Annotated in this window: 20 protein-coding genes and 2 tRNA genes; 13 read left to right on the forward strand and 9 right to left on the reverse strand. The window is 44.3% G+C overall.

The genetic code is table 11. From position 1 onward, the window contains the following. Positions 1 to 222: 222 nt before the first annotated feature. Positions 223 to 1,413 carry an aspartate aminotransferase family protein gene (locus MJ612_RS00410; protein WP_250419140.1) on the reverse strand — a complete coding sequence of 397 codons (1,191 nt, stop codon included), beginning with the start codon at positions 1,411 to 1,413 and terminating at the stop codon, positions 223 to 225. Between the two features lie 274 nt (positions 1,414 to 1,687). Here MJ612_RS00410 and MJ612_RS00415 point away from each other — a divergent pair, with 274 nt between their 5' ends. The 4 genes from MJ612_RS00415 to MJ612_RS00430 all read left to right on the forward strand — a co-directional run bounded on the left by MJ612_RS00415 (position 1,688) and on the right by MJ612_RS00430 (position 6,599). After that, positions 1,688 to 4,042, forward strand: a complete 2,355-nt coding sequence (locus MJ612_RS00415) for a TonB-dependent receptor (RefSeq protein ID WP_187028405.1) — start codon at positions 1,688 to 1,690, stop codon at positions 4,040 to 4,042. Between the two features lie 20 nt (positions 4,043 to 4,062). Next, positions 4,063 to 4,959: a DUF4249 domain-containing protein gene (locus tag MJ612_RS00420; protein WP_187028407.1), complete on the forward strand. Its 897-nt coding sequence runs from the start codon at positions 4,063 to 4,065 to the stop codon at positions 4,957 to 4,959. 204 nt (positions 4,960 to 5,163) lie between these two features. After that, a complete protein-coding gene (locus MJ612_RS00425; protein WP_187028409.1) occupies positions 5,164 to 6,312 on the forward strand; it encodes a sensor histidine kinase in 1,149 nt (382 codons plus the stop codon). A 107-nt stretch (positions 6,313 to 6,419) separates the two neighbouring features. Next, positions 6,420 to 6,599: a hypothetical protein gene (locus MJ612_RS00430; protein ID WP_187028411.1), complete on the forward strand. Its 180-nt coding sequence runs from the start codon at positions 6,420 to 6,422 to the stop codon at positions 6,597 to 6,599. A gap of 60 nt (positions 6,600 to 6,659) precedes the next feature. On the opposite strand, the gene MJ612_RS00435 is transcribed toward MJ612_RS00430, so the two are convergent. Further along, positions 6,660 to 7,733, reverse strand: a complete 1,074-nt coding sequence (locus MJ612_RS00435) for an MBL fold metallo-hydrolase (protein ID WP_250418996.1) — start codon at positions 7,731 to 7,733, stop codon at positions 6,660 to 6,662. Between the two features lie 420 nt (positions 7,734 to 8,153). Between MJ612_RS00435 and MJ612_RS00440 the strand changes: the two genes are divergently transcribed. The 5 genes from MJ612_RS00440 to MJ612_RS00460 all read left to right on the forward strand — a co-directional run bounded on the left by MJ612_RS00440 (position 8,154) and on the right by MJ612_RS00460 (position 12,176). Continuing rightward, the gene (locus tag MJ612_RS00440) at positions 8,154 to 8,414 is read left to right on the forward strand and encodes a hypothetical protein (RefSeq protein ID WP_187028412.1); all 261 of its coding nucleotides are present in this window, start codon (positions 8,154 to 8,156) and stop codon (positions 8,412 to 8,414) included. 92 nt (positions 8,415 to 8,506) lie between these two features. After that, positions 8,507 to 8,770: a hypothetical protein gene (locus MJ612_RS00445; protein ID WP_187028414.1), complete on the forward strand. Its 264-nt coding sequence runs from the start codon at positions 8,507 to 8,509 to the stop codon at positions 8,768 to 8,770. Between the two features lie 112 nt (positions 8,771 to 8,882). Beyond that, the gene (pepE, locus tag MJ612_RS00450) at positions 8,883 to 9,602 is read left to right on the forward strand and encodes a dipeptidase PepE (RefSeq protein WP_187028416.1); all 720 of its coding nucleotides are present in this window, start codon (positions 8,883 to 8,885) and stop codon (positions 9,600 to 9,602) included. 694 nt (positions 9,603 to 10,296) lie between these two features. After that, complete coding sequence (gene rlmD, locus MJ612_RS00455) at positions 10,297 to 11,709, forward strand: 23S rRNA (uracil(1939)-C(5))-methyltransferase RlmD (RefSeq protein WP_250419141.1); 1,413 nt, start codon at positions 10,297 to 10,299, stop codon at positions 11,707 to 11,709. A 98-nt stretch (positions 11,710 to 11,807) separates the two neighbouring features. Then, positions 11,808 to 12,176, forward strand: a complete 369-nt coding sequence (locus MJ612_RS00460) for a hypothetical protein (protein WP_187028418.1) — start codon at positions 11,808 to 11,810, stop codon at positions 12,174 to 12,176. 123 nt (positions 12,177 to 12,299) lie between these two features. On the opposite strand, the gene thiL is transcribed toward MJ612_RS00460, so the two are convergent. Both thiL and MJ612_RS00470 read right to left on the reverse strand, forming a co-directional pair. Then, positions 12,300 to 13,325 carry a thiamine-phosphate kinase gene (gene thiL / locus MJ612_RS00465; protein ID WP_187028420.1) on the reverse strand — a complete coding sequence of 342 codons (1,026 nt, stop codon included), beginning with the start codon at positions 13,323 to 13,325 and terminating at the stop codon, positions 12,300 to 12,302. Between the two features lie 248 nt (positions 13,326 to 13,573). Beyond that, positions 13,574 to 14,899, reverse strand: a complete 1,326-nt coding sequence (locus MJ612_RS00470) for a peptidoglycan DD-metalloendopeptidase family protein (RefSeq protein WP_187028422.1) — start codon at positions 14,897 to 14,899, stop codon at positions 13,574 to 13,576. 277 nt (positions 14,900 to 15,176) lie between these two features. Between MJ612_RS00470 and fabG the strand changes: the two genes are divergently transcribed. Together fabG and MJ612_RS00480 are read left to right on the forward strand one after the other, a co-directional pair. After that, the gene (gene fabG / locus MJ612_RS00475) at positions 15,177 to 15,923 is read left to right on the forward strand and encodes a 3-oxoacyl-[acyl-carrier-protein] reductase (RefSeq protein ID WP_187028424.1); all 747 of its coding nucleotides are present in this window, start codon (positions 15,177 to 15,179) and stop codon (positions 15,921 to 15,923) included. A gap of 155 nt (positions 15,924 to 16,078) precedes the next feature. Further along, positions 16,079 to 18,160 carry a vWA domain-containing protein gene (locus MJ612_RS00480; protein WP_187028426.1) on the forward strand — a complete coding sequence of 694 codons (2,082 nt, stop codon included), beginning with the start codon at positions 16,079 to 16,081 and terminating at the stop codon, positions 18,158 to 18,160. A gap of 668 nt (positions 18,161 to 18,828) precedes the next feature. Here MJ612_RS00480 and MJ612_RS00485 read toward each other — a convergent pair. Next, positions 18,829 to 18,901, reverse strand: a tRNA-Lys gene (locus tag MJ612_RS00485). A gap of 151 nt (positions 18,902 to 19,052) precedes the next feature. Further along, a tRNA-Lys gene (locus tag MJ612_RS00490) sits at positions 19,053 to 19,125 on the reverse strand. A gap of 120 nt (positions 19,126 to 19,245) precedes the next feature. On the opposite strand from MJ612_RS00490, the gene MJ612_RS00495 reads away from it, so the two are divergent. Continuing rightward, positions 19,246 to 19,932 carry an SH3 domain-containing protein gene (locus MJ612_RS00495; RefSeq protein WP_250418997.1) on the forward strand — a complete coding sequence of 229 codons (687 nt, stop codon included), beginning with the start codon at positions 19,246 to 19,248 and terminating at the stop codon, positions 19,930 to 19,932. Positions 19,933 to 20,003: 71 nt separating this feature from the next. Here the strand turns inward: MJ612_RS00495 and MJ612_RS00500 are convergent, their stop codons facing one another. The 3 genes from MJ612_RS00500 to MJ612_RS00510 form a co-directional block, all read right to left on the reverse strand. Beyond that, the gene (locus tag MJ612_RS00500) at positions 20,004 to 20,810 is read right to left on the reverse strand and encodes an SDR family oxidoreductase (protein ID WP_187028430.1); all 807 of its coding nucleotides are present in this window, start codon (positions 20,808 to 20,810) and stop codon (positions 20,004 to 20,006) included. Between the two features lie 170 nt (positions 20,811 to 20,980). Continuing rightward, positions 20,981 to 22,339 (reverse strand): hypothetical protein, encoded by a 1,359-nt coding sequence (locus tag MJ612_RS00505; protein ID WP_187028431.1) that lies wholly within the window; start codon positions 22,337 to 22,339, stop codon positions 20,981 to 20,983. An 85-nt stretch (positions 22,340 to 22,424) separates the two neighbouring features. Further along, positions 22,425 to 23,186 carry an ABC transporter ATP-binding protein gene (locus tag MJ612_RS00510; RefSeq protein WP_187028432.1) on the reverse strand — a complete coding sequence of 254 codons (762 nt, stop codon included), beginning with the start codon at positions 23,184 to 23,186 and terminating at the stop codon, positions 22,425 to 22,427. Between the two features lie 381 nt (positions 23,187 to 23,567). On the opposite strand from MJ612_RS00510, the gene MJ612_RS00515 reads away from it, so the two are divergent. Continuing rightward, positions 23,568 to 25,823 carry a TonB-dependent receptor gene (locus MJ612_RS00515; protein ID WP_187028434.1) on the forward strand — a complete coding sequence of 752 codons (2,256 nt, stop codon included), beginning with the start codon at positions 23,568 to 23,570 and terminating at the stop codon, positions 25,821 to 25,823. Positions 25,824 to 25,850: the final 27 nt, after the last annotated feature.

Here is a 25,850-nt window from a genome sequence, read left to right on the forward strand (position 1 = left end):
GTTCCAGGACCTCGGAGCGTCTATGCTATGCCTTTGCTTCGTAGCAAGACGCTTGTAGGAGCTGCGCACGCTACGAGGTCTGTGATAATTTGTAGGAACAGTTCACGATCTTTCCGCTCGTGGGCTGTATCTATAGAGCTATAGCAGTGGTAGAAACAACTCCCCTCCTTAGACAAGGAGGGGTAGGGGTGGTTGGAACACAGCAACTATAATATTACAAATTTACCTTCCCACCGTCTCATCAATAGACTGAAGTATAATCTCACAGGCTTCATGTATTTGGGCCTCGGTTATAGTTAGGGGAGGAGCAATACGCATGGAGTTGTCGCAGAACAAAAACCAGTCTGTAAGAACGCCATTAAGTATAGCTTTGTCGATCACAGTCTTCAAAACTTCAAACGACTCAAACTCGGCAGCCATCATCAGCCCACAATTCCGGATCTCTTTAATGCGCGGGTGCACCAGCAGTTTTTTAAACAACCCGGCTTTGGCAGTAACACCGCTTAGTAGGTCATCCTGAAGTATAGTTTGCAAGGTAGCCAGCGAGGCCACACACGAAACCGGGTGCCCGCCGAAAGTAGTGAGGTGCCCAAGTATTGGGTTCTCTTTAAAGACAGACATGATTTCCTGAGGTGCAATAAAGGCACCTATTGGCATGCCTCCGCCCATTCCTTTGGCACAAAGTAAAATATCCGGCTCTATACCAAATTGCTCAAAAGCCCAGAATGTGCCGGTACGGCCAAAGCCGCATTGTATCTCATCAAGTATAAGCAGTGCACCTACCTCAGTGCAGCGGGCACGCAGGTGTTGCAGATAATTGTCTTCAGGCACACGCAGGCCGGCTTCGCCTTGTATGGTCTCAACTATAACGGCTGCTGTTCGGGTGGTGATGTCCTGCAGGTCGGGCACGTTATTGTACCTAATGTGGCGTACATCGGGCAACAAAGGCCGGAATGCATTTTTGAAGTTCTCGCTGCCGTTTACAGACAGAGCTCCCTGGGTAGAGCCGTGGTAGGCATTGCGGCAGGAGATAAGTTCAGTACGGCCTGTGTAGCGCTTTGCAAGTTTCAATGCTCCTTCTACGGCTTCAGTTCCGGAGTTAAGCAGGTACACGTTGTTCAGGTGGGAGGGCAGGGTATTACAGATAGCTTCGGCCAGTTTTGCCTGCGGTGCTTGCACAAATTCGCCATACACCATCAGGTGCATATACTTATCTAATTGCTCGTGTATGGCTTTAACTACGCGCGGGTGGCGGTGGCCTACATTGCTTACTCCAATACCCGAGATCAGGTCCAGGTAACGGTCGCCGTTTGCTCCATACATATACACACCTTCGGCTTTCTCCACTTCAATCATCAGCGGGAAATCTGATGTCTGGGCCTGGTGCTTCAAAAATAACTGCCTCATTGAAATCATGGTGCAAAGGTAGGCAATTATAGCTGAACGGTGTAATGCTGTAAGTCTTGTAACATCCTCTCCCTAAATGTTATGGTAAGTCAGGTTAAACTATATCTACAAGTATAAGCTTCGGATGATTGATAATTTGTAGATGAAAAGCTGAGCTCCATAGTTAATTTTCATGGGTTAGTATACTATTAATACTATATTATGAAAAATTAATACTTGGCATAATTATAGCTACTGGAAGATTACATAATTTTGTCAGATTATTTAAGTTTTCTGAGCTATGAAACACCTGTTTACACTTCTTTTGCTGGCCTGCTGTGTTAGCATGTCTGTTGCCCAAACCCGCTATACCATAAGTGGTTATGTGCGGGAGAAAGGTAGCAGGGAACAACTCATTGGGGTAAGTATTTACCAGCCCGGCACTACCATAAGTACAAGCACCAATACCTACGGCTTTTACTCCATAACCTTGCCTGCCACCGATTCTGTTAAACTAGCTTTTGGCTACCTGGGCTACAAGCAGGAAATAAGAACTATAGCTTTAAACAAACATGTGGAACTGAACATTGACCTGCAGCAACTGGAGACCTCACTTAAAGAAGTGGAAGTTGTGGCGGAGCGTGTAGAAAAAGTAAGCCAGACCGTGGAGATGAGTAAGATTGAGGTGCCTGTTTCCCAAATTAAAAATATACCTATGCTGCTGGGTGAAAAGGATGTGATGAAGGTGCTGCAGTTGATGCCGGGGGTGCAGAAAGGTAGCGAAGGAAACAGCGGTATTTATGTGCGTGGTGGTGGCCCGGACCAGAACCTGATCATACTGGATGATGCTACCGTTTACAATGCCTCGCACCTGTTTGGGTTTTTCTCGCTGTTTAACGGCGATGCCCTCAAAAGTGTAGAGCTGACCAAAGGTGGTTTCCCGGCACGCTATGGTGGCAGGTTATCTTCCGTTATAGAGCTGAACATGAAGGACGGGAACAAAGAAGAACTGCACGGGGAAGGCGGTATCGGGCTCATTTCATCCAGGTTGATGCTGGAAGGCCCCCTGAAGAAGGGTAAATCTTCCTTTTTGATCTCTGGCCGCAGAACGTACGCTGATATACTTGCCCGACCGTTTATGCCTGTTGATGGCAAAGCTGGTTATTATTTCTATGACCTGAACACCAAGGTTAACTATGATTTTGGCCGCAAAAACAAACTATACCTGAGCGGCTACTTTGGGCAGGACCGTTTCTATTATCGCAACAAAGAAGATGACAGTGAAACAGATGGAGGTGTGAACTGGGGAAATGCCACCGGTACGCTTCGCTGGAACCACCTGTTTAACGAGCGCCTGTTCTCTAACACGTCGTTAATCTTTAGCCGTTACCGTTTCAACATTACAGCAGAAGAAAGTGATGAAGAGAATGGCAACTTCGACCTGAACTACTTCTCGGGCATACAGGATGTTGCTTTAAAGTCTGATTTTGATTTCCTTCCAAATCCGCAGCATTCCATTAAAGTAGGTGTGCAGTCAACGTTCCATATGTTTACGCCAAGCGCACTGGTTCTTAAAGATTCAGAAATAAAAGAATCGAAGGATCATAAGGAAAGTATAAACAGTGTGGAGTCTTCGGTGTATGTGGAAGATACTTATAAGCCATCGCCTAAATTCAGGGTAAATGCCGGTTTCCGTTTAAGTCACTTCGCCTCCGAGAATAAGAATTATATTATGCCGGAGCCACGTTTATCAGCAGCTTACAACATCTTTGATGATCTGGCTGTGAAAGCTTCTTATGCCCGCATGAACCAGTATGTGCACCTGATTAGCAACACAGGTATAGGCTTACCTACAGACCTTTGGGTACCAACTACAGACCGGGTAGCACCACAACGGTCGCAGCAGGTGGCAGTAGGTATTGCCAAAGATTTTATAGAGAAAGACCTTGCCCTTACGGTAGAGGGGTATTACAAAAAATCAGACAATATTATTGGTTATAAAGAAGGAGCCAGCTTCCTAATGATAGATGACCCGGAGACTGCTGATGAAGTGAGTTGGGAAGATAACATTACTGCCGGCCAGGCCTGGTCCTATGGTCTGGAGTTCCTGTTACAGAAAAAGGTTGGCCGCTTCTCGGGTTGGGCTGGCTATACATTGTCCTGGACACAGCATCAGTTCGATTCTGTTAACTATGGTAAAAAGTTCTACGCCCGTTACGACCGCCGCCATGATATATCGCTGGTTGGTATTTACGAGCTGCGCGAGAATATTACGTTATCTGGAACGTGGGTGTATGGTACAGGCAATGCGGTTACAATGCCAATAGGCAGTTACAGCGATAACTCTCACAAGCCATCTAAGTATGAGATAGAGTGGTACTCATATTATTATAACAAAGCAGTAGATTATGGCGAGCGCAACAGTTCGCGGATGGCTGCTTACCACCGCATGGATGTGGGTATACAGTTCCATAAAAAGAAGAAGTGGGGCGAACGAACCTGGGAGATAAGTTTTTATAATGCCTATAACCGCAAAAATCCATTCTTTTATTATATCTCCGAAGAGTATAAAGATGGCGAACGAACGGAAGCAAAACTGAAGCAGATTACGCTCTTCCCAATCGTTCCTTCATTTAGTTATGGTTTCAAATTCTGATCTTTCTGAGTAGCATTGATATGAAAACTTTACGATTAATAACCCTGCTGTTGGTAAGTATAGCTGTAACCTTTACAGGCTGCGAAAGCGATGTGGATAATATAGATTCCTTCGAAAGTAAGTCGAAACTGGTTGTGCTCTCCTATATATCGCCGCAGGATACAATGCTGGAGGTAAGGGTGCAGAAAACCCAGCCTGCTATAGGCAAGCAACTAACCGATGAACAACGGAAGGTTAAGGATGCAACTGTTACTATTTCAAATGGTACTTCCGTTGTAAGCCTGGCCTACAATGCTGAAACAAACCAGTACGAAGCCGATGCACGCGCATGGCCTATAGAAGCCGGAAAAACATATAAGTTAAAAGTGGTTGCTCCGGGCGCCACTGCTGAAGCATCCTGCACCGTTCCTTTTACTGATGGTATAGAGATAACAGAAGCAACAGCCCCATATAGTATTATTGAGGATTATTATGGGCAGAGCGTGCGCAGGTATACTATAACTTTTAAATGGCGGGATGCACCCAATGTCAAAAATTTCTACCGCACCCTGGCTTTCAAAGAATACTCAATTACAGACTTTTATGGTAAGCGCGTTTACAAAGAAGGCCTTTATGCCAGCTACGAGGATGATAAGGAGATCCAGGATGATGAGGAAACTGACAATGGAATAATGACATCAGAACCTTTGGTTTTCCATGATTACAACTATGAAAATATAGACAAACCGTATTATATACATTGTGTACTCGTGGTATCAGACCAAAACTACTATTTATACCATCGTTCACTAGACGAACAGGAAGAATCGAACGGAAACCCTTTTGCTGAACCTACCCTGATGTATACCAACATGGAAGGAGGTATTGGCGTTTTTGCCGGGTATAATCAACTTCTCTCCACCATAGAAATAGAGTAAGACAAAAAAGCCCGGGCATTGCACCGGGCTTTTTTGTTTGGCTGGTTTAATAAGTAACGGGTAAGTATAGCCCGTTATATTTGTATTCTTCGAAACCCAACTGAGAATAGGAGAGTAGTTAATTGGTTTAGAAGCATAGATATACGTAGATTAGAGTTTATTTAAATTTTACCCTTCAGTTATCTGGAGGAAACGCCGCACATAATGAGTAATATTAAAGATCCAGTGCCTGATGCGAACAGGGCAGTAAGCAGAAAGGAGAAGCGTGACTTTAACAATGAAGAGATATATCGGCTCATAATTGAAGGTGTAAAGGATTACGCTATTTTCATGCTCGACACTACCGGTAAAATAGTTACCTGGAATGCCGGAGCAGAGCATATAAAAGGGTATAAAGCTGACGAAATAATCGGCAAACACTTCTCCATCTTCTATCCGCGCGAAGCACTTGAGCGAAATTTTCCACAGTTTGAGTTAACCAAAGCGAAAGCTGATGGTAAATTTGAAGATGAAGGCTGGCGTGTGCGAAAAGATGGCAGCCTGATATGGGCCAACGTGGTTATAACTGCTCTATACAATAAGCAAGGCAAGCATATTGGCTTCTCGAAAGTTACCAGAGACCTATCGGAGCGGAAGAAGAATGAAGATCTGATGTTTAAAAACCAGGAACTGTTACGTATTAACAAAGATCTGGATAACTTTATATACACTGCTTCGCATGATCTGAAAGCCCCTGTTATAAACCTGGAAGGGTTGGTAGAGGTGCTGAAAGAAGAGATAGGAGATAACAAACATGAAGCAGTACTCTCCAGAATAACCCATTCCATAAACAGGCTAAAGAACGTAATAACGGACCTTTCAGATATAGCCAGATTGCAGGAATCAGGTACGACTAAAGAACCTGTTCCTTTGCAGGAGCTTTTTGATGAAGTAAAGGAAGACCTTGATATAAGTATAGGAAGAACCGGAGCAAAAATAACTTCTGATCTTGGTGATTATACATTGTTGCGCTACCCGCGCAAGAACCTGCGCAGTGTGTTATATAACCTGTTGTCCAATGCCATTAAATACGCTTCTCCGGAGCGTACCCCGGAAGTACATATAAGTATAGAGCAGCCATCTCCGAACCTTTTAGTGCTTCGTGTTGCTGATAATGGTTTAGGCATGAATGAAGTACAGCTGCAGAAAATCTTCCAGATGTACCGGCGCATGCATACCCATGTAGAAGGCTCCGGACTTGGGCTATACATTGTTAAAAGGATACTGGAAAATCAGGGCGACAGCATTGAAGTGCAGAGCGAAGAAGGAAAAGGTACGACGTTTACCATTTTCTTCCGCACAGGAGAATTATAGTTCCTGCAAGAGCCACTGAGTCATTTCCGGATCATTTATACTTTGTTGCCGTACATTATACCTAAGCCTTTGCGCTTTAAATTATGTATCATTAAACAAAGTAAACTATGGCACAAGGAGATAAATCTGCTTACACTGATAAGCAGAAACGCCAAGCAGAGCATATAGAAAAAAGCTATGAGAAACGCGGCGTAAGCGAAAAAGAAGCTGAAAAAAGAGCCTGGGCTACCGTAAATAAACACGATGGCGGCGGTAAGAAAAGCGGCTCAGGAAGAGGCAAGTCTTAATAGTTATTAAGTATAAATTTGATAAAAAAGGCCGGTAGTTTCATCTACCGGCCTTTTTGTTTACGGATAATTGTTAGTGTGCGCCTGCGGATCGTCGTAGTCTGGTTCTGCAGGTACATGCGGAGTGGTAATTGGTCTGTTATGAGAAAATGGTCTCTCCGAAGTATAGGTTCTGCCTGCTCTTCGTTTGCCGTTTCTGTTGCGCATAGTAAGCAAAGCGGCTCCTGCCAGGGCAACAACTCCGGCAGCCAGCATTACTTTTGTAGCAGGGCTAGAGACAGCAGGAGGCACAGATACTACACCCAGTTCGTCGGTTATAGCGGGTTCGTGTACATAACGCCCATGCTCGGGTACAGCTATGGCCCAGAAATCTCGCACCAGTTCGTCCAGTTGCCATTGCAATGTTTGTCCGCGCATAGGCATGCCGTGGCCGGTTGCTGCAATAGCCGGGTTCAGGTGGGCCAGTTTTTCAACTGAATGATGTGCTTCAGCCCAGTTAGAAGTATAATACTTTGGAGGCCCATACACATGTTTCTTCTGAGTCATTACGGCTACCATAGACTCACCATGCCGGGTTATGAAGGCATCGCCGGCAATTAATAACCTGTCGCTCTCCCTGAAAAAGGAGACATGTCCTGCTGTATGCCCTGGTGTATGAAGCCATTTCCAGTCTGGCAGGCCAGGAACAGATCCATCCTGAGGTAGCAGCTCTACATGGTTGGTTATATTAATTGGCTTTTTAGGGTACAGAAACGACATATAGGCCATGCCACCGCCGCCAACACCCGGATCAGGTGGCGGATAACTGGAGCGGCCTGTCAGGTAGGGTAGTTCCAGCGGGTGTGCGTACACCGGCACATCCCACTCGTTGGCAAGTTCTTTTACTGCGCCAATATGGTCGAAGTGGCCATGTGTGAGCAGTATAGATCGTGGGCGTGCACCTGGTCCGAACAATTCTTCTGCAGCAGCTTTAATTTTTCCCGCTGAGCCATAAACACCAGTATCTATAAGTGTCCAGGTGCCGTCAGGTGCTGCTACAAAGTAAAGATTTACGAAAACAGTTTTCATACCCCACACCCCGGGCGCAACCGGGAAAGTGTGCTTACTCCGGTTTATTGTTTCATTTGTCTCCATAGGTTAGTACTGTAAATGATCTGCTAATTTTATAGTTACAGGAATATTTAACTACGCACCACCGGCCAAAGTGGCTGGCAACTATAGAAGTAAATTAGTTAAGCTACCAGATGAATTATTTACTGATGTATTAACATATGAATATACTTAACTGCCTGAATTAAAACAAACTATATATACTAAACCTCCTTATCAGCAGTTATTGCATTGTATTGTTTTATGTAATATATTACATCTACCTAAAGTATAAGTCTGCCAAAAACATAGTTGTAGATGTAATAAGCAGCCAAATCAGCAGAAATTTAATTGCACAACTTTGGTAGAGCATACAGGCACGCTTTTTGTAATTTTGTAGTTAGCTGACACGCCTGCCCTGGTGTAGTAGCGGAATTATTTAACTGTTTTAGAAGTTAGAGTAACATGGTTAACTTATTTGTACCTCCGGGATATATGGCAGTTTATGCCAAATGTATAGATGCATCGCTGCCGGCATTTGAGCCGGATGAGTGGGTGGAAGAAGGCAAAATATATTCTGTGAAGCACTTTACCGAGCCAATGAATCAGGGTGAAGGTTTTGCTATAACCTTGATGGATGAAGATGGTGTTGAGATCCATCCTTCGCCGTCGCACTGGAGTTTTGCTTCGCACCGCTTCGAGCTTTATACTTTGTTTCTGAATTAAAATCTTTCAGTAACTATTTACGTTAATGAGAAAGGCTGCCACGAGCAGCCTTTTTTTTATTACCGTTGGTTTGTGTAGTACCAGGAGTGTTTATGATCAGCCCCGAAGAATTCAATAATCTGCCTCCACACCTTCAGGCAGAGCTGGCCCTTACCGAGGGGCATTACCTGCATCACCGCATCAGAGGCTGGTGTAAAATAGACCTGTACTGGCTCTATGATTTTTATGTGGAACTATGGTTCTTTTATGATCTGAAGAGCATTGGCCTTGTCCGTGCACTTACCACCTATAATGCTTTAGATCCTTACGCCGAAACTATAAAACTGAAGCTATCCATTAATAAAGAGAAAGATTAGTTTAGGAGGGACGAGTTAGAGAGTTTGGGAGTTAAAGCAATTAACTATTATCAACCAACCAAAAGTAAGGCTAGGTATACTATAGCTCATGCAAATTCTATACTTTTGAAGTATGAGCAGAAATCTATTATTAATCAGCACATCCACTACGCATGGCACCGGTTACCTGGAACATGCCGAACAAGAAATAAAAGAATTACTGAAAGGCAAAAACAGCATTCTGTTTATACCTTATGCCCGCCCAAATGGCATTTCGCATACACACTACACTGCCAAAGCCCGCGAAGCTTTTGAGAAGTGGGGGATTAGTGTAACCGGTGTGCACGAATATGAAAACCCGGTAAAAGCAGTGAACGAAGCTGAGGCAGTATTTATAGGTGGTGGCAACACATTTCTGCTGCTGAAGCAACTATACGCTAACAAACTGGTGGAGCCTTTAAAAGAGCGTGTTCGTAAAGGAATGCCTTATATAGGAACAAGTGCCGGAACAAACGTAGCCGGTAAAACTATAGGTACAACCAACGATATGCCAATCGTACATCCTAAAACACTTGATGCCCTAGAGTTAGTGCCATTTAACATCAACCCGCATTACCTGGACCCAATCCCGGACTCTACCCACATGGGTGAAACCCGCGAAACCCGCATCCTGGAATTCCATGGCCATAACCGCCAGCCTGTTGTTGGCTTACGCGAAGGAAGCATGCTGCGTGTTGAGGGTGATAAGATACAGTTGTTAGGTCCGCTTACAGCGCGAGTATTCCTGCAGGGCCAAAAGCCAATGGAGTTTGCCCCATCTGATGATATTACTTTCCTGCTGGAAGCTTACTAGCAGGTAAATTATACTTTATAGTTTGAAGAAGACAGCTGCTGATGTGGCTGTCTTTTTTGTTTTTACCTCACCCCAGCCCTCTCCTTTTAATGAGGGCCCCTACCCCCAAAACAGGAGAGGGAGTTTGTTCTGTAATCTCGAACAGCGTGAGGGGTGTGGGAAAGTTTTATAGTTGGTGTTTTCCAACCACCCCCGGCCCCTCCTTGTCTAAGGCGGGGAGCTTTTTGTTTCTGCTATGGTTAGAGCTATAGTTTTATAGTTTACGATATTGAGCGGACAGGTTGTGACCTGTCCCTAAGAAACTACAACTACAAGAAAAGCTAAGTGCTATGGCATCTCCAACATCTATAGATTTACTATCGAACAGATCACAGTCTTTGGGTGGAGCGCCTTGTAGATTTCTGGTGCCGTAGGCATTGCGAGTATGCGAGCAAAAGGAATGTACACAGCGCAATACCCGAAGACGGGGCCTCCCGGCCGTGAGCGCATCAAGGCATAGTATAGAACAGTAGGTAAGTAAAACTCCCAGGATTGGAAGTGGCTATGAAAGTATAGCTTGATTCAAGTAAGTATAAGCTTCAACTATAAGCTGTAATAGATTTCTCTCTTAGGCCCGAAATAACATTAATAAGTATGAACGGTGCGGTTTTAAGAATCAAAAAGCTAAATCACAAAAATTAGCTAATTTTGCAGTATCGTGAGAAATAAGAAACAAAAGACTTTCGAGATACTCGAAAATATTAGGATAGAAGAGATGGTGGCCGAAGGTAAATGCCTGGCGCGCCATAATAATATGGTTGTTTTTGTAGGCGGCGTGGCTCCCGGCGACGTAGTAGACCTGCGCATTACCAAAAAGAAAAAAAGCTTTATGGAAGCTGTGCCGGTGCAGTTCAGAGAATATTCTGAGCTACGTGTGCAGCCATTCTGCGAGCACTTCGGGATTTGTGGTGGTTGTAAGTGGCAACACATTGGCTACGATACCCAGCTATACTATAAAGAGAAACAGGTACGCGATAACCTGGAGCGCATTGGGAAAGTGGCATTACCTCCATTTGATCCTATACTTGGTTCTAAAAAGGATAAGTTCTACCGCAACAAGTTAGAGTTCACGTTTTCTGGCTTTGGCTGGTTAACAAACGAGCAGATTCAGTCGGGTCAGGAGTACGACCGTAACGCGCTGGGTTTTCATATGCCGGGCCGCTTTGATAAGATACTGGACATTCAGAACTGCTACCTGCAACCCGATCCGTCTAACGCCATCCGGTTGGCAGTGCGTGATTATACCCGTGCAAAAGGTTTGGTATACTATGATGCGGTAAAACAGACTGGCTTCCTGCGTAACCTGATCGTGCGTACGGCCAATACCGGCGACCTGATGGTAATTCTCTTAGTGAAGCATGACGATCGGGAAGCTATTCATGGCATTCTGGATGATCTGTATGCAAAATTCCCGGAGATTACCTCGCTACAATATGTGGTGAACACCAAAATGAACGACACCTTCCACGATCAGGAGGTGATCTGCTACAAAGGCCAGCCTTATATTTATGAGCAGATGGAGGATATCCGTTTCCAGGTGGGGCCAAAATCTTTTTACCAGACCAACGCAGACCAGGCTTATGAACTGTACCGCCTGACACGCGAGTTTGCAGGATTAACTGGCAATGAACTGGTTTATGACCTGTATACAGGTGCCGGGACTATAGCTAACTTTGTTGCCCGTCAGGCCCGTGAAGTAATTGGTATTGAGTATGTGCCAAGCGCTATTGAAGATGCTAAAATCAACTCGCAGCTAAACAACATTACCAATACTACTTTCTATGCCGGCGACATGAAAGATATACTTTCGGATGAGCTGATTGCCCGACATGGCCGACCGGAAGTAGTGATAACTGACCCTCCACGTGCTGGTATGCACCCTGATGTGGTAGAGAAATTACTGCAGGTGCACGCTGACCGTATAGTATATGTAAGCTGCAACCCAGCTACACAGGCCCGTGACCTGGAGCTTTTATCGGATAAGTATGATGTAACGCGAGTGCAGCCGGTGGATATGTTCCCGCAAACACACCATGTTGAAAATATAGTTTTACTAACAGCTAAATAGATATTAGGCTATAGTATTTAGATGTTACATGCTGGATGTATGCCTCTTCCTAAAGAGATCAGATGTCTAATATCTAAAATCTAACGTCTGTAAAGAATATGGAAAACGATCCGGAATTAAACGGTAAATACCTCGGCACCATTTCGAAGGATTTTGTGGTGGTGGCCGAAACTCTGCGCGAAGCTTCTTACCAGGTGCGCAAACGCCAGATATCAAAGTACCCGATCTTTGTGTTCAGCAGAACGCAGGTGCCGGTGGGTTCTAACTTTGTGGCGAAAGAAGAGTTGGCGCTTGAGTGGAATATCAACGCTTCGTACCTGGAGGATTTTATGCAACGCAACCTGATTCTGGAAGACCGTGCAGAAGATTTTATAGCTGCCTACAAAGACCCGGATGAATTCTGTTGCCTGTTTGTGGTAGATGGCGAGTTCCAGAACTTCGTGTTCATTCCTTACCCGGAAGATTAGGAACAGACGCTAGACACAGGACATAAGATTTAAAATTTTTAATAAAAAAGGAAGCTCGAGAGCTTCCTTTTTTTGTATGCAGACTGTTTTCAGTCCTGCATCTTGTGTCTAAAATCTTAAGTCTTAAAAATGTGTCCAGCCTTGTGCTTTTAGCGGGAATGACTGGCCATGTTTATTGGCCATATTTATACCTTCGCTGGCTTCCGTAATTTTACCGATGATGCTGATATCCGGGTGGTTTTTTAGTTTGTCATAATCAGCTAGTGGGGCTGTAAACAGCAGTTCATAGTCTTCGCCGCCGTTTAGCATACACATGACCGGGTCCAGGTTAAATTCCATGGCAGCTTCCAGCATCTGCTCATCAGCAGGCAGGTTTTCGCGGTAGATGGTAGCACCTACTCCGGACTGAGAACATATATGCATCAGTTCCGAAGCCAGTCCGTCTGACACATCAATCATAGAAGTTGGTTTTACTCCAATTTCTTTTAATTCGTGTATCACATCCATGCGTGCCTCCGGGCGCAACTGACGACCAACAATGTACTCATGGCTCTCTAGTTGTGGTTGCATGTCTGGATCAGCCATAAAAGCCTGTTTCTCACGCTCCAGTACCTGTAAACCTAAATAAGCTGCACCTAAATCGCCGGTCACACAAATAAGGTCGTTTACTTTAGCGCCACTACGCAGTGCTGCTTCGCCTTTGGCAACTTCACCAATGGCAGTTATACTTATAACTAAACCAGCTCTTGATGATGTAGTATCACCGCCAACCAAGTCTACTTTATAGTTCTCGCAAGCTAACCTTATACCTTCGTATAGTTCATCTATAGCTTCTACAGTATAGCGTGCACCTACCGCAATGTTCACTGTTATCTGAGTAGGTTTCGCGTTCATAGCTGCTATATCAGACACGTTAACCGCTACAGCTTTATAACCCAAATGTTTGAGTGGGCAAAAAGTAAGGTCGAAATGAACCCCTTCCAGCAGCATATCACTGGTAATCACCAATTGCTTTTCTTCCGGCTCAATTACTGCTGCATCGTCGCCGATGCCTTTTATAGTTGATGGCTGCTGCAATACCACCTTCTCTTTTATGCGTCTGATCAGGCCAAACTCACCTACTTCGCTTAGTGGAGTTAGTTCGCTCATAGTTCTATCTTAAATTGAATGGCTGCAAAATTACGAATTATAAGTAATAAACTGTCCCCTTGAGGGAACCATAACGGTGTTTACTTTATCAGATTTATACTTTGCTTAAAAGTGGTTGAGATTACAACTGTACTTAACACCGCTGCAGTCCTCTCAAGAGGACAATCACTTAAAATTATTGCTCTCTTAAACAGAAAAGGCGCAACTATAAGCTGCGCCCTCTCCACTATGTTTCACTATAGTTTCTTTTATGCTCCTTTTTGATCTTCCTGTTTATCTGATGCTAACAACTGCTGTGATTTTGAACCGCCCTCGTTAATGGCTTGCATCTGGTTTATAGTTGCATCTTTAACCTCGTCAAATTCATCTTTATACTTTTTGCTCACCGGGTCAGCCGATGGTAGTTTCACGCGGAGGGCGTCTACCTGCTTCCCATTCTTCCAGAAGCGGTAGCAAAGGTGCGGACCGGTTGCCAGGCCGGTGCTGCCTACATAACCTATGGTTTGGCCTTGTTTTACACGTTTGCCTGCACGCATGCCTTTTGCAAACTTCGACATGTGGAGGTATTGGGTAGTATAAGTCTTATTGTGTTTGATCTTTACATAATAGCCATTGCCACGGCTATACTTTGCTTCTAATACCACACCGTCGCCTACTGTTCGGATAGGAGTACCATAACGAGCTGCAAAGTCGGTGCCCAGGTGTGGCTTGTAGCGTTTCTGCACCGGGTGAAAACGCTTTTTAGAAAAGCGGGAGCTAACGCGGCTATACTCCAGTGGCTCTCTCAGAAATGCTCTTTTCAGACTTTTGCCATCCTGATCGTAGTAACTCAGGTTTTTACCTTGCTGAAATCCGATAGCGTAGATCTCTGTTCCTTCGTGCTCAAAGTATGCTGATTTGATTTTGCCGAACCCTATCGTTTTACCATTTACTACATGCTCGTCGTAGATCAGCTTAAACTTGTCGCCGGGCTGTATACGGTTCAGGTCGAGGCGCCAGGCATAGATGTCGGCAAAGTGGTTTACAAGCTGCGCAGATCCACCTGCTTCGGTTAAAGCATCAAACAGAGAATTTTGTATGATACCCGCAATGGCGCGCTCTACAGTATCAACCTTACGTTTTTCCAGCGTCACATTCAGCTCACCGCGCAGGTCATAAATTACATATTCTGTTTCGCAGGGCTCATAAATAAAGTATTGCGCAGTTCTGCCAGAATCAGGTAAGTGCAGAATGGTATAGTTGCGGTTGGCACTAATGCGACGGACGTTAAATACATCCCTTGATTTTTTTGCCAGTTCCGAAATGGTAGTTAGTGTAATGTTATATTCATCAAGTATTTCTGAAAGGTTTTCTCCTCGTTTAACAGTGGCTTCTACAATCTCCAATGAGTCGGTTGGGATGCCATAAACAATAGGAGCGGGTGCTTTTACTTTAATTGGTTGAGCTAGTGGTGCTGTTGTGTTTGGTCTGCTTTGGGCACTGGCTTTTTCAAAAGTTAAGTTTTGTGCTACCGTAAAAAACACTAACATCGAAATAGCTATCAGGGTGGCCAGGCTGATACTACGTTTGAACATTACTAATTGGCTAAAATTGAAACTATGCGCGAAAATATGGCTTAAACAATAGAAATAAAAATAAAGCTATACACAATAATCAGATTATAAATTAGTTACGCTTGTTTTTGATTGACTTGATTTAGCATTAATGTTGCACTTGTTGTAAAGTGAGTTTGCATTATATAAATGTATATAATTTGCTATGTTTCTAACTGTCAGTGGTTTATAGTTGTTTTGCCTCTAAGTGCTTTGATTGCATATTTGCTTTAAAAAATCTTTTATAACTTTGGTGCTTATGAAAGCATTAGAAGGAAAAGTAGCTCTGGTAACCGGGGCATCAAAAGGAATAGGCCGTGCCATTGCACAAAAGTTTGTGGAAGAAGGCGCGCAGGTAGCATTTACCTACTTATCAAGTGTTGAAAAAGGTCAGGCCCTGGAGCAGGAACTTACTGCCAACGGTGGTAAAGCAAAAGGCTATCGCTCCGATGCTTCTGACATCGCGCAGGCTGACAAGCTGATCGAAGATGTTGTTGCTGAGTTCGGTAAGATCGACATATTGGTGAACAACGCCGGCATTACCCGCGACGGTTTGCTGATGCGCATGACCGAGGACCAGTGGGATGCCGTGATCAACACCAACCTGAAATCTGTTTTTAACCTGACAAAAGGTGCTACCAAGCACATGATGCGTGCCAAGAATGGCTCTATTATCAACATCACATCGGTGGTAGGTATAAAAGGTAACGCAGGTCAGGCTAACTATGCAGCTTCTAAAGCTGGTAGCATTGGCTTTACCAAGTCTGTTGCCTTGGAGCTGGGTTCGCGAAATATCCGTTGCAACGCTATTGCCCCAGGCTTTATTGAAACAGAAATGACCGGCGAGCTGGATCAGAAAGTGGTAGACGAGTGGAGAAAGGCTATTCCGTTGAAGCGTGGCGGTACTCCTGAGGATGTGGCAAACTGCGCTGTATTCCTGGCGTCCGACCAGTCATCTTACATTACCGGGCAGGTATTGCAGGTAGATGGCGGTATGCTGACTTAACAATTAAGAATGAAGAATTGCGGATTATGAATTAAATTTATACTTCGTAAAACTATATAAAGACCAATGCTGTAACGTTTACGTTAGTAGCATTGGTCTTTTTCGTTTATCTTTAGTTGAAAGACATCCATTCGTAATTCAAAATCAGAAATAGCTTGAACAGTTTCCGACTGATAACGACTTATTCGCCGTGGCTTATACTTGCCTGCCTGGCTGTGGGGGCGCTGTATGCGTGGTTACTGTATAGTAAGCGTGCGCCGTGGCCTAAAAGTATAAACTATGGCTTAGCAGCTTTAAGGTTTCTGGTAGTTAGCTTTTTGTGCTTCCTGCTGCTGGGGCCAATGGTGCGGTATATTGCGAACACTACTATAAAGCCGGCTATAGTTTTTGCGATGGACAATTCGCAGTCGGTGAAGTTGTTTTCTGATTCGGTGCAACTGAACCAGGCGCAGCTGCGCTTGCAAACTATACTTTCCAAATTACAGGATGCTGGCTATGAAACAGAGATCCGAACCCTGAGCGATACTACCAAACCTGAAACACTGGAGCAACTGCATTTTAAGGCACCTGCCACTAACCTGAGTCAGTTTTTACAGAACATCCGTAGCGACTATAGTAACCAGAACCTAGCAGGTGTGGTTTTGCTTTCTGATGGTATCGTGAATCAGGGAATCTCACCTACCTATGCCAACTATAACTATAGTATTTACCCGGTAGCAGTAGGCGATACAGTGCCTAAAAAAGATATTGTGCTGGCATCGTTGCGTTACAATAAAGTAACCTATAGTGGCAATCGTTTCCCGTTGGAGGCAGAAGTGGAACAACAGGGCTTTGGCAATAGAACAGTGGCCGTAACATTAAAAGAGAATGGCAAAGCGATAGACCGAAAAACTATAACTCTAAAGCAGGGGCAGGCCGTACAGCAGGTGCCTTTCCAGGTGATGGCTGGTGGTTTGGGTAAACGCCATTACGAAGTGCAAGTTGTGCCGCAGCAAGGTGAGTTTACAGCCATCAACAACACCAAGCATGCTTATATTGATGTGGTAAAAGGCAAGATAAAAATACTGATAGCCGCCGCTGCGCCACACCCGGATATCAATGCCCTGCGTGCCGCCATTGAAACGAACGAGAACTACGAAACAGAACTGTTTATACCTGGCCTTACCTCTTTAAAACAACAGGATTATGATGTGGCTATACTCCACCAGTTGCCGGGCAGAACAGCCGGAGGCGATGCAGCTTTAAGTCTGGTACGACAAAAGAACATTCCGAGCCTGTTTATACTTGGCCCACAAAGTGACATTCAGGATTTTAACCGTCTGAACGCAGGAGTAAGGGTAAGTACAACTGGTCAGGCAGATGAAGTAACTACGGCTATTAACCCTAACTTCAGTACATTTAAAGTGGCAGATGAGGCTACAGAGCGACTGAAACAATATCCGCCGGCTACAGTGCCTTTTGGCGATTACCAGGTGGCTCCTAATACTGAGACCGTGCTATACCAGCAGGTTGGCAGTGTTCGCACGACAAAACCTTTGCTTACAGTGCAAACGGCTGGTAACACACGTAACGCTACGTTGCTGGCATCCGGAACATGGCAATGGCGCATTGCTGAAGCAGCCAATAACCAAAATCCTGTGGTATATGATAAGCTGATTACAAACCTGGTACAGCTGCTAAGCGCGCCCCGTAATAAGAAACGCCTGAACGTATATCCATCCCAGAACGACTATACCAGCAACGACGAGATTATTTTTGAAGCAGAAGCTTACAACGAAGCGCTTGAGCCTGTCTACGGACAGAAAATTACACTAAGGATTACCGATGAAAAAGGAGGGGCCAAGTCTTTCACCTTCGCAAATGGGGAGAACCAGGCAGGAGTAAATATAGGTTCGCTGGTTGGCGGCCGCTATACCTACACAGCAACAGCACACATTAACGGCTCGCTGCAGCAGGACAAAGGCGAATTTATAGTTGAGGAACTGCAATTAGAAGCGCTGCATGCCGTAGCCGATCATAATCTGCTTTACCAACTGGCCAGCAACACCGGCTCCCGATTATACTACCCTAACACCTTAGAGCAGCTTGAGCAGGATATCTTAAAAGCCAACCATAAACCTGTAATCGACAGCACTGAAGATGTGCGGGATGTTGTGGATCTGAAGTGGCTGTTCTTTGTATTGTTAGCGTTGATAACCGCGGAGTGGTTTGTAAGGAAGTATAATGGGAGTTATTGATAAAGATTCCTTAGTTTCCTCAGCGCCTGTGAGCGTCTTACTGCTATAGTTTGCATATTGTCATCCCGAGCGCAGTCGAGGGATCTTATATGTCCTGTAGTTAGAGTCTATACTTACTTGAACCAAGCTATACTTCCATAGCTGCCTCTATTCCTGGGAGCTCTACTTGCCTTTCGTTCATTTCCAGCTTTGGTGCGCTCACCGCCGCGGGGCCTCGCCTTTGGGCATCGCGCTGCTGATTTGAAGCTACCCTCGCTGTGCTCGTGTTGCCTTCGGCACCGCAACAAATCAAAGGCGCTCCACCCAAAGACTGTTAGCAGTTCGATAGCTATAGATAATTAGAGATACTATAGTTGCATAGCTTTATCAGCAATGTATTTCCGTAGGGACAGGTCACGAACTGTCCGCTCATGGTCTGTAGCTATAAAATTATAGCTTGTGCTATAGCAAAGGCAGAACTGTCCCCTTAAGGGGACTACAGGGGTGTAAAACAGTTACTATAAAACAATAACTTAAGAGTTCGCAGGAGCTGAGAAGCGTGCCAAAGGCTTTTGGATTCTGTAAGGTCTTCATAACCTGAACCAGTAATCATATAAGTACTAATTCCCACTAAACTAGGAAGGACTAAAACAAAAAAGCCACTCGGTTAAGAGTGGCTTTTTATCTTGTGATCCCGCTGGGATTCGAACCCAGGACCCATACATTAAAAGTGTATTGCTCTACCAGCTGAGCTACGGAATCGGTACTGCTTGTTTACCCTGAATGGGAGCGCAAAATTAGAAGCTTCATTTTAAAAATCAAATTTAAATTCAGCTTTTATTTTACAGCTTTACCCTTACAGGTGCAAGAAACAAAAAGCCTTTTCGTTCAGAAAAGGCTCTGCTCTTATTTGTGATCCCGCTGGGATTCGAACCCAGGACCCATACATTAAAAGTGTATTGCTCTACCAGCTGAGCTACGGAATCTTTTAGTAACTTGCAGTGCTAAGGGCGTTTCCCTTAATTGCGATGCAAAAGTAACAGCAATCTGATTAAATGCAAAATCTTTGGTTCAAAATATCTGGCTTTTTAGCTGTTTTTTTGCTCTTGCTTTTAAAACCAGCTTATAGTCAGGAACATAAATTTATGTATGCCAAAGCTGATTCTTTGTTTGAACGGCAGCATTATACCGAAGCGCTGACGTTATATGAGCAAATCCTGAATAAAGAGCAGCAGTACTCCCCGCAAATGCTGCTTAAAATGGCTTACATAAAAGAAGGACTTCGTGATTATACCGGGGCTATGTATTACCTGCATTTGTTTTACACCAAGCAACCCAGCCGGTCGGTGTTGAAGAAGATGGAAGAACTGGCCCAGGCGCACCGCCTGAGTGGCTATGAGTATAACGACTTGCAGTTCTTTAAAACACAGTTCAGTAAATACTACATGCGTATCCTGGAGCTGATGTTATTGGCGGCTGTGGTAACAGTAACGGTGATGGTAGTAAGCTGGCGGAAAGGCCATACATTTACCCGTACTTTTAAGACTGGCTTTGTGCTATACCTGCTGTTTATACTTTACTATATCAATTTCCTGAACCTGGGCCGTGGCGGCATCATTAAAAGTAACCAAGTTGCTATTATGTCAGCGCCTTCGGCTGGGGCTAACTGGCTGGCTACAGTTTCCCAAGGCCATAAAGTACCCATTACTGGTGAGCGCGATATCTGGTACGAGATAAAATGGAAAGGGGAGACGGCCTATATCCGCAAGAAGAACCTACTGCAGTTACCTTAAGTAGTTTTTAGTTTTTCGTGTTTCGAATTAATTATAAAATGAAATACCAAACACGAAAAACTAAACACGATCTATTTCAGCGGCGAATCCTTCTCTTTAGCCATATGGTTGTAAACAAGCTTATCTGTTAGACTTGGAAACCACTTATTCAGGAACACAGTCAGCTTGCCCTGAAAGGTCATTACAAGATCTCGCTTGCGTTTTATAGTTGCTTTAAGTATCTGGTCTGCTACTTCCTCCGCTGTCATCATGTTACCTTCGTCGCGTGGCGATTCACCTTGCTGCTGACCATTAGCAGCCAATGCCGTGTTTCGGATATTGGATGCAGTAAAGCCAGGGCAGGCAATAAGTACATGTACACCTTTGTGCAGCATTTCGGTACGTAGTGTTTCCAGGAAGCCATGCATGGCAAACTTAGAAGCGGAATAACCCGTGCGGGCAGGCAAGCCACGATATCCAGCTATAGATGAGATACCGATAATAGAACCTTTAGCAGCCATAATGTAAGGCAGCGCAAATTTGGTAGTGTAAACAGTACCCCAGAAGTTAATATCCATCACCTTCCTAATCACATTCAGGTCCAGGTCCTGGAATAAGGCGCGCATTGATATACCAGCGTTATTGATCAGGATGTCCAGCCTGCCAAAGCGATCTACGGTTTCCTGCACCATGCGCTGACAATCTGCTTCTATACTTACGTCGGCGTTAATGGCTACATTCGCTATACCTGCTGCGCTAAGTTCCTGGCTCGTCTGGTCCAGGTTCTGCTGGTTACGACCTGATACGGCTACTTTAGCACCTGCCTTACCAAATGCAATAGCACATGCCTTGCCTATACCTGATGTACCACCAGTGATCAATACAACTTTATCTTTCATTAAATAATTGCTGTTTCTATAATTGCAAAGATAAGCTAAGATTATCAGGATAAAAGAATAGCGGGAAGTGTTGCCGTTATGTATTTTAAACTTAAGCTATGGGTAGGATTATAGCTGATACAAATAAAAAGCCCCTGCTGTGATGGCAGGGACTTTAAAATACTTAATTATTAGGCTTCAACTTTAAAGAGTCTGCCAAAAAGTTCGTGTTTATACTTCCGGTTCTCTCTGAGTACAGCTATCATTGCAAATACAGAAACAGCTATTAATACAGGGTATAGCAGGTAAAGCAATGGGTGTAGTAACGGTAATAACAATAAGCCAACAAGCAGCAACGAAAGCATGTTATAAAGGTATGATGTTTTAGCACTAAAGCTCATCATGCTGCCTTTAACTACTTTAGGACTAACAAATGAGGCAAGTATACCTAGCGGAGTTAAAACAAGTACCGAAGCCACATACATTACCAGCATGAACATAGCATCTTCATGGTTAAAGAGTGCTACATAAAGCGCCAGCATTGCGGCATCAATCAGTAAAGGCACACGCAAAGGTATCAGGCTTGATTTAAAGAAATCTTTAGCACTGCCGCTGGTGCGCTCAACCGTTAACCACAGGTTTTTGTAAAAGCCCCACACGTTGTTGAACACGTACGAGTAAATAATAGCTGGGCCAAAGAAGATCCAGATCGTTAAGTTCTTATCGTAGATGTGGATGCCTTTAGCTGTGTAAACAGCTGCATCTGCACCAAGTATAATCAGTTTTAGTCCTAGGCCAAACAATAGTAACTGACGCGCCTGCTTAGAATTTTTGAACAAGCGCCAGCCCAGGCTGCGGTGTTTGTTGTGGCTATAGTTTACCACCTTGCGTTTCGGCTCCATGGCTGCCAGTTCCAGGAAATAATTTGCGCCCAGAAATGCTCCCAAAGATGCCAGATGTACTACCAGATCAAACCAACTCTGTGCTGGGTTATACATAGGCAGTCTTGCCTGCAACGCTATAAATGCACCACCCAAAACAGCTGCAGAAATAAAGTTGAGGTGAAGCCAGCGCATTTTACGCTCCACCAGTACCTGCAAAGAGCGTTTGGTAACGTGTGCCGTGAGCAGCACCATCGTACTTTGTAAAAGGTACAGGAAAGTATAATCCGGTGAAAGTATAAACAGCAGGAACAGGAAATTAACCAGTACAAAGTTAAAGGGAGAGAAAAGCTCAACAGGCAATTCTACCCAAAAACGTTTTAAAGGCTTAATAGGGTACAGGCGCGGGATCAGGTCTAGTTTAGGTACATAGGCCGGGAAAAAGCCCCGAATTACAGTAATACCCAGGACAAATAAGTTAATGTAGCGGATTACTTCTGTAACACTTGTAGCACCTCCATTATGGGCCTGCTCCAGTAAATAGGAAAACAGCCATCCATAGAAGCCCGATAACACAATACCACCGCCAAGCAGGAGCACCCGTTGTAGTTTATTTTGTCTGAAAAATCCGGCAAGTCTCGCGTTAAGCGAAAACAGTACTAAATCCATTATCTGTAGTTAAGAGTTATGAGTTAAGAGTTTTGAGTCGGAAATATAAATTACTTTCTAACTTCTCACTTTTTAACTTTCTAACTTAGTTAAGCATCCACTCAAAATCAGCTTCGGCTGTCTGGTGGTGTGGTAGCAGTAGCTGGAACAGGGCCTGATCGATCAGGTTTTCTCCGTTCATGGTGAACTCCTGTAATGAGCCGTTATACATCAGTTGTCCATCGTTCAGCACACCTATGTGGGTGGCAATACGCTCTACATAGTTAAGGTCATGCGACGATATCAAAACCACGCGGTTAGGAGTAGAGTAGCTTCGGATTAGCTTAACCAGTAGCTGCGCTGCAATCGGGTCAAGGCCGGTAAATGGTTCGTCAAGTATAAGCACCTGCGGTTTGTGAAGTATAGCTGCCACTATTCCTATCTTCTTTTTCATACCTGTAGAGTAACCCGCAATGTTCTTATGCAACGACTCCTGGTCAGTGAAAAAGTAATTGGTAAGGCTCTTTATGCGCTCGGCAGCTTCTGCAGTAGGCAACTGGTATAGTTTAGACACAAAGTTCAGGTACTCCAACCCAGTAAATTCTTCTATCAATGGGTTGTCTTCGCATAATGCACCTAAATTTCGCTTTACTTCAAGGTGATTAGTGGCATAGTCTTTACCAAAAAGAGAGATAGATCCTTTATCCGGCTGTATCAGATCAAGTATAGCATTCAGGAAAGTACTTTTACCAACACCGTTTTTGCCAAGTAAACAATAGCATTGACCGCTCTCTATTATCAGGTCCAGCTCCTGCAGCACATGCTTCTTACCATATGCTTTCGTTAATCCTTTTATCGCTATACTCATATGCTCTTTTGTACTTTTACCTTTGTGCCTAATTGAAAACTGTTTCAGGTTGAGTCGCTTTAAAGTTACTTACTGCCTCTGAAAAGTCCTAGTGTAAAGCTTTTAAATTTAAAGCTTTATATTTTGTAACAGACATATTTTAAGTGTGTATGTTTTGCAACATCCGTAACAAAGAAAATAGTTCTGTAACAGAGTTATACTTTTAGATAATATTTAAACTAGTAAATAAGACTTGCTTGGGTTATATCTGAATTGTATTTAATTTATGTAATGGTGTAGTTGGTAAGGCTATATTAAATAACATTTTAAGGGTTATGTCGTTTATTATTTAGATAAACCTAAAATTTAGTTTAAGTTTGTTTATTAATAGTTACGGCTGATATGATAAAATTGTACACTGCTTTACTTCTGTCTATTCTTCCTGTTATAGGGTTAGCACAGAACGGCAAGGTAACAGGCATTATAAAGAGTGGAACTGAAAGGATTGGATTTGCAAGTATCGGGCTTGAAGGAACCAGCCTTGGTGCCACGGCAACAGCTAATGGTAGTTTCGAGATAGGACAGGTGCCTGCAGGCAACTATAAGCTTCTGGTGTCGGTGCTGGGTTATAAAAAGTTTAGGCAAAGTATATCCGTAAAACCCGGCCTGGATACAAACCTGCAGGTGCAATTGGAAAAAGATGATGCCCGGCTAAACGAAGTAGTGGTAACCGGAACAATGCGCGAAACCTACTTAACGGAGTCGCCAGTGCCGGTTGAAATCTATACCCCGGCCTATTTCCGGAAGAACCCGACTCCAGCTTTGTTTGAGGCCCTGGAAATAGTAAATGGCGTACAGCCTCAGATAAACTGCAACGTATGCGGTACCGGCGATATTCATATAAACGGAATGGAAGGGGCCTATACAATGGTGTTGATAGATGGTATGCCGATCATGAGTGCATTGTCTACGGTGTATGGGCTGAGCGGCATACCCAACAGCCTGGTAGAGCGGATAGAGGTGGTAAAAGGGCCGGCATCTACCTTGTATGGGTCAGAAGCGGTGGCCGGCCTGATAAATGTGATCACTAAAAGCCCTGTAAAAGCGCCTGTTGCAACAGCAGATGTATTTTATACTTCCCATAAAGAACTGAACGCGGATGTAGGTATAAGTAAAAGGCTGGGTGCAGCATCCACTATACTTAGTACCAACTATTTCCGGAACCAAGACAGGCGCGATGTGAACAACGATAACTTTACAGACATTCCTCTACAGCACCGGGTATCCGTTTTTAATAAGTGGAGCCTTGCAAGAACGGGCGGTAAAACAGCTGACCTAGCACTCCGGTATTATTATGAAGACCGCTTCGGCGGTGAATTGCAATGGTCTCAGGCTTTTCGGGGCGGCGACAGCATTTATGGCGAGTCGGTGTATACACGTCGCTACGAAATGCTGGGCGCTTATCAACTGCCCATATCGGAGCGTGTTATGCTCAGCTACTCTTATAATGATCATCTCCAGAACTCAGTTTATGGCAATACTATTTACAAAGGCCACCAACGGGTATTATTTGGGCAACTGGTTTGGGATAAGCAACTTACATCTGCCTTTAACTTACTGGCGGGCACTGCTTACCGCTATACTTATTACGATGATAATACCCCTGCAACCGGTACCCAGGACAAAACTGATCCGGATTATACTTCGCTGCCCGGAGCTTTTCTACAGGGCGAGTATAAAATTGCCCCAACCACAACGTTATTAACCGGGTTGCGCTACGACTATAATTCCGACCACGGCAGCATATTTACGCCACGCTTTAACCTGAAATGGAGTCCGGATAAAGACAACACGCTCCGGCTTAGCCTGGGCAATGGCTACCGTGTGGTAAACCTTTTTACAGAAGACCATGCCGCGCTGACCGGAGCCCGCACCATCGTTATCCGGAATGAACTTAAACCTGAGCAGTCTTACAACGCCAGCCTTAACTACCAGCGCTATATTAACCTGAGCGCAGGGTACCTCGAACTGGAAGGCTCTGCATTCTATACTTACTTCACAAACAAGATCGTAGCAGATTTTCTGACAGATAATGACCTGATCATTTATGACAACCTGAGCGGGTATGCTATTTCAAAAGGGTTGGCCCTGGATGCAGAGTTGGTTTTTACACTTCCGCTTAAGTTAAATACAGGCATTACCTGGATGGACGTATACCAGGTAAACAAACTTGGCGAAGGCCGTAAAGAACGTGTTCCGCAACTTAATGCACCTGCTTTTTCAGCTACGTTTGCGGCTTCTTATAACTTTATAAATGCAGGGCTTACCTTAGATTATACCGGAAGTATAAAAGGGCCTATGCACCTGCCTGTGCAGGAAAACGACTTCAGGCCGGATAGGTCGCCGTGGTTTACCCTGCAGAATATCCAGCTTACCAAGGCATTGGCTAATGGACTGGAGTTTTATGGTGGTGTAAAGAATATCTTCAACTTTATGCCCAGGCACCCACTCATGCGCCCATTCGACCCGTTTGACAAGCATGTAGAAGTTGATAACCCCAATAACTATACTTTTGACACGGAGTATAATTATGCGCCATTGCAGGGCAGGAGAACATTTATAGGTGTAAGATATACATTGCCAAAAACTATAAAATAATGATGCCTATTATGTTATGGAATTTTT

The sequence above is a fragment of the Pontibacter deserti genome (assembly GCF_023630255.1).
Taxonomy (GTDB): domain Bacteria; phylum Bacteroidota; class Bacteroidia; order Cytophagales; family Hymenobacteraceae; genus Pontibacter; species Pontibacter deserti.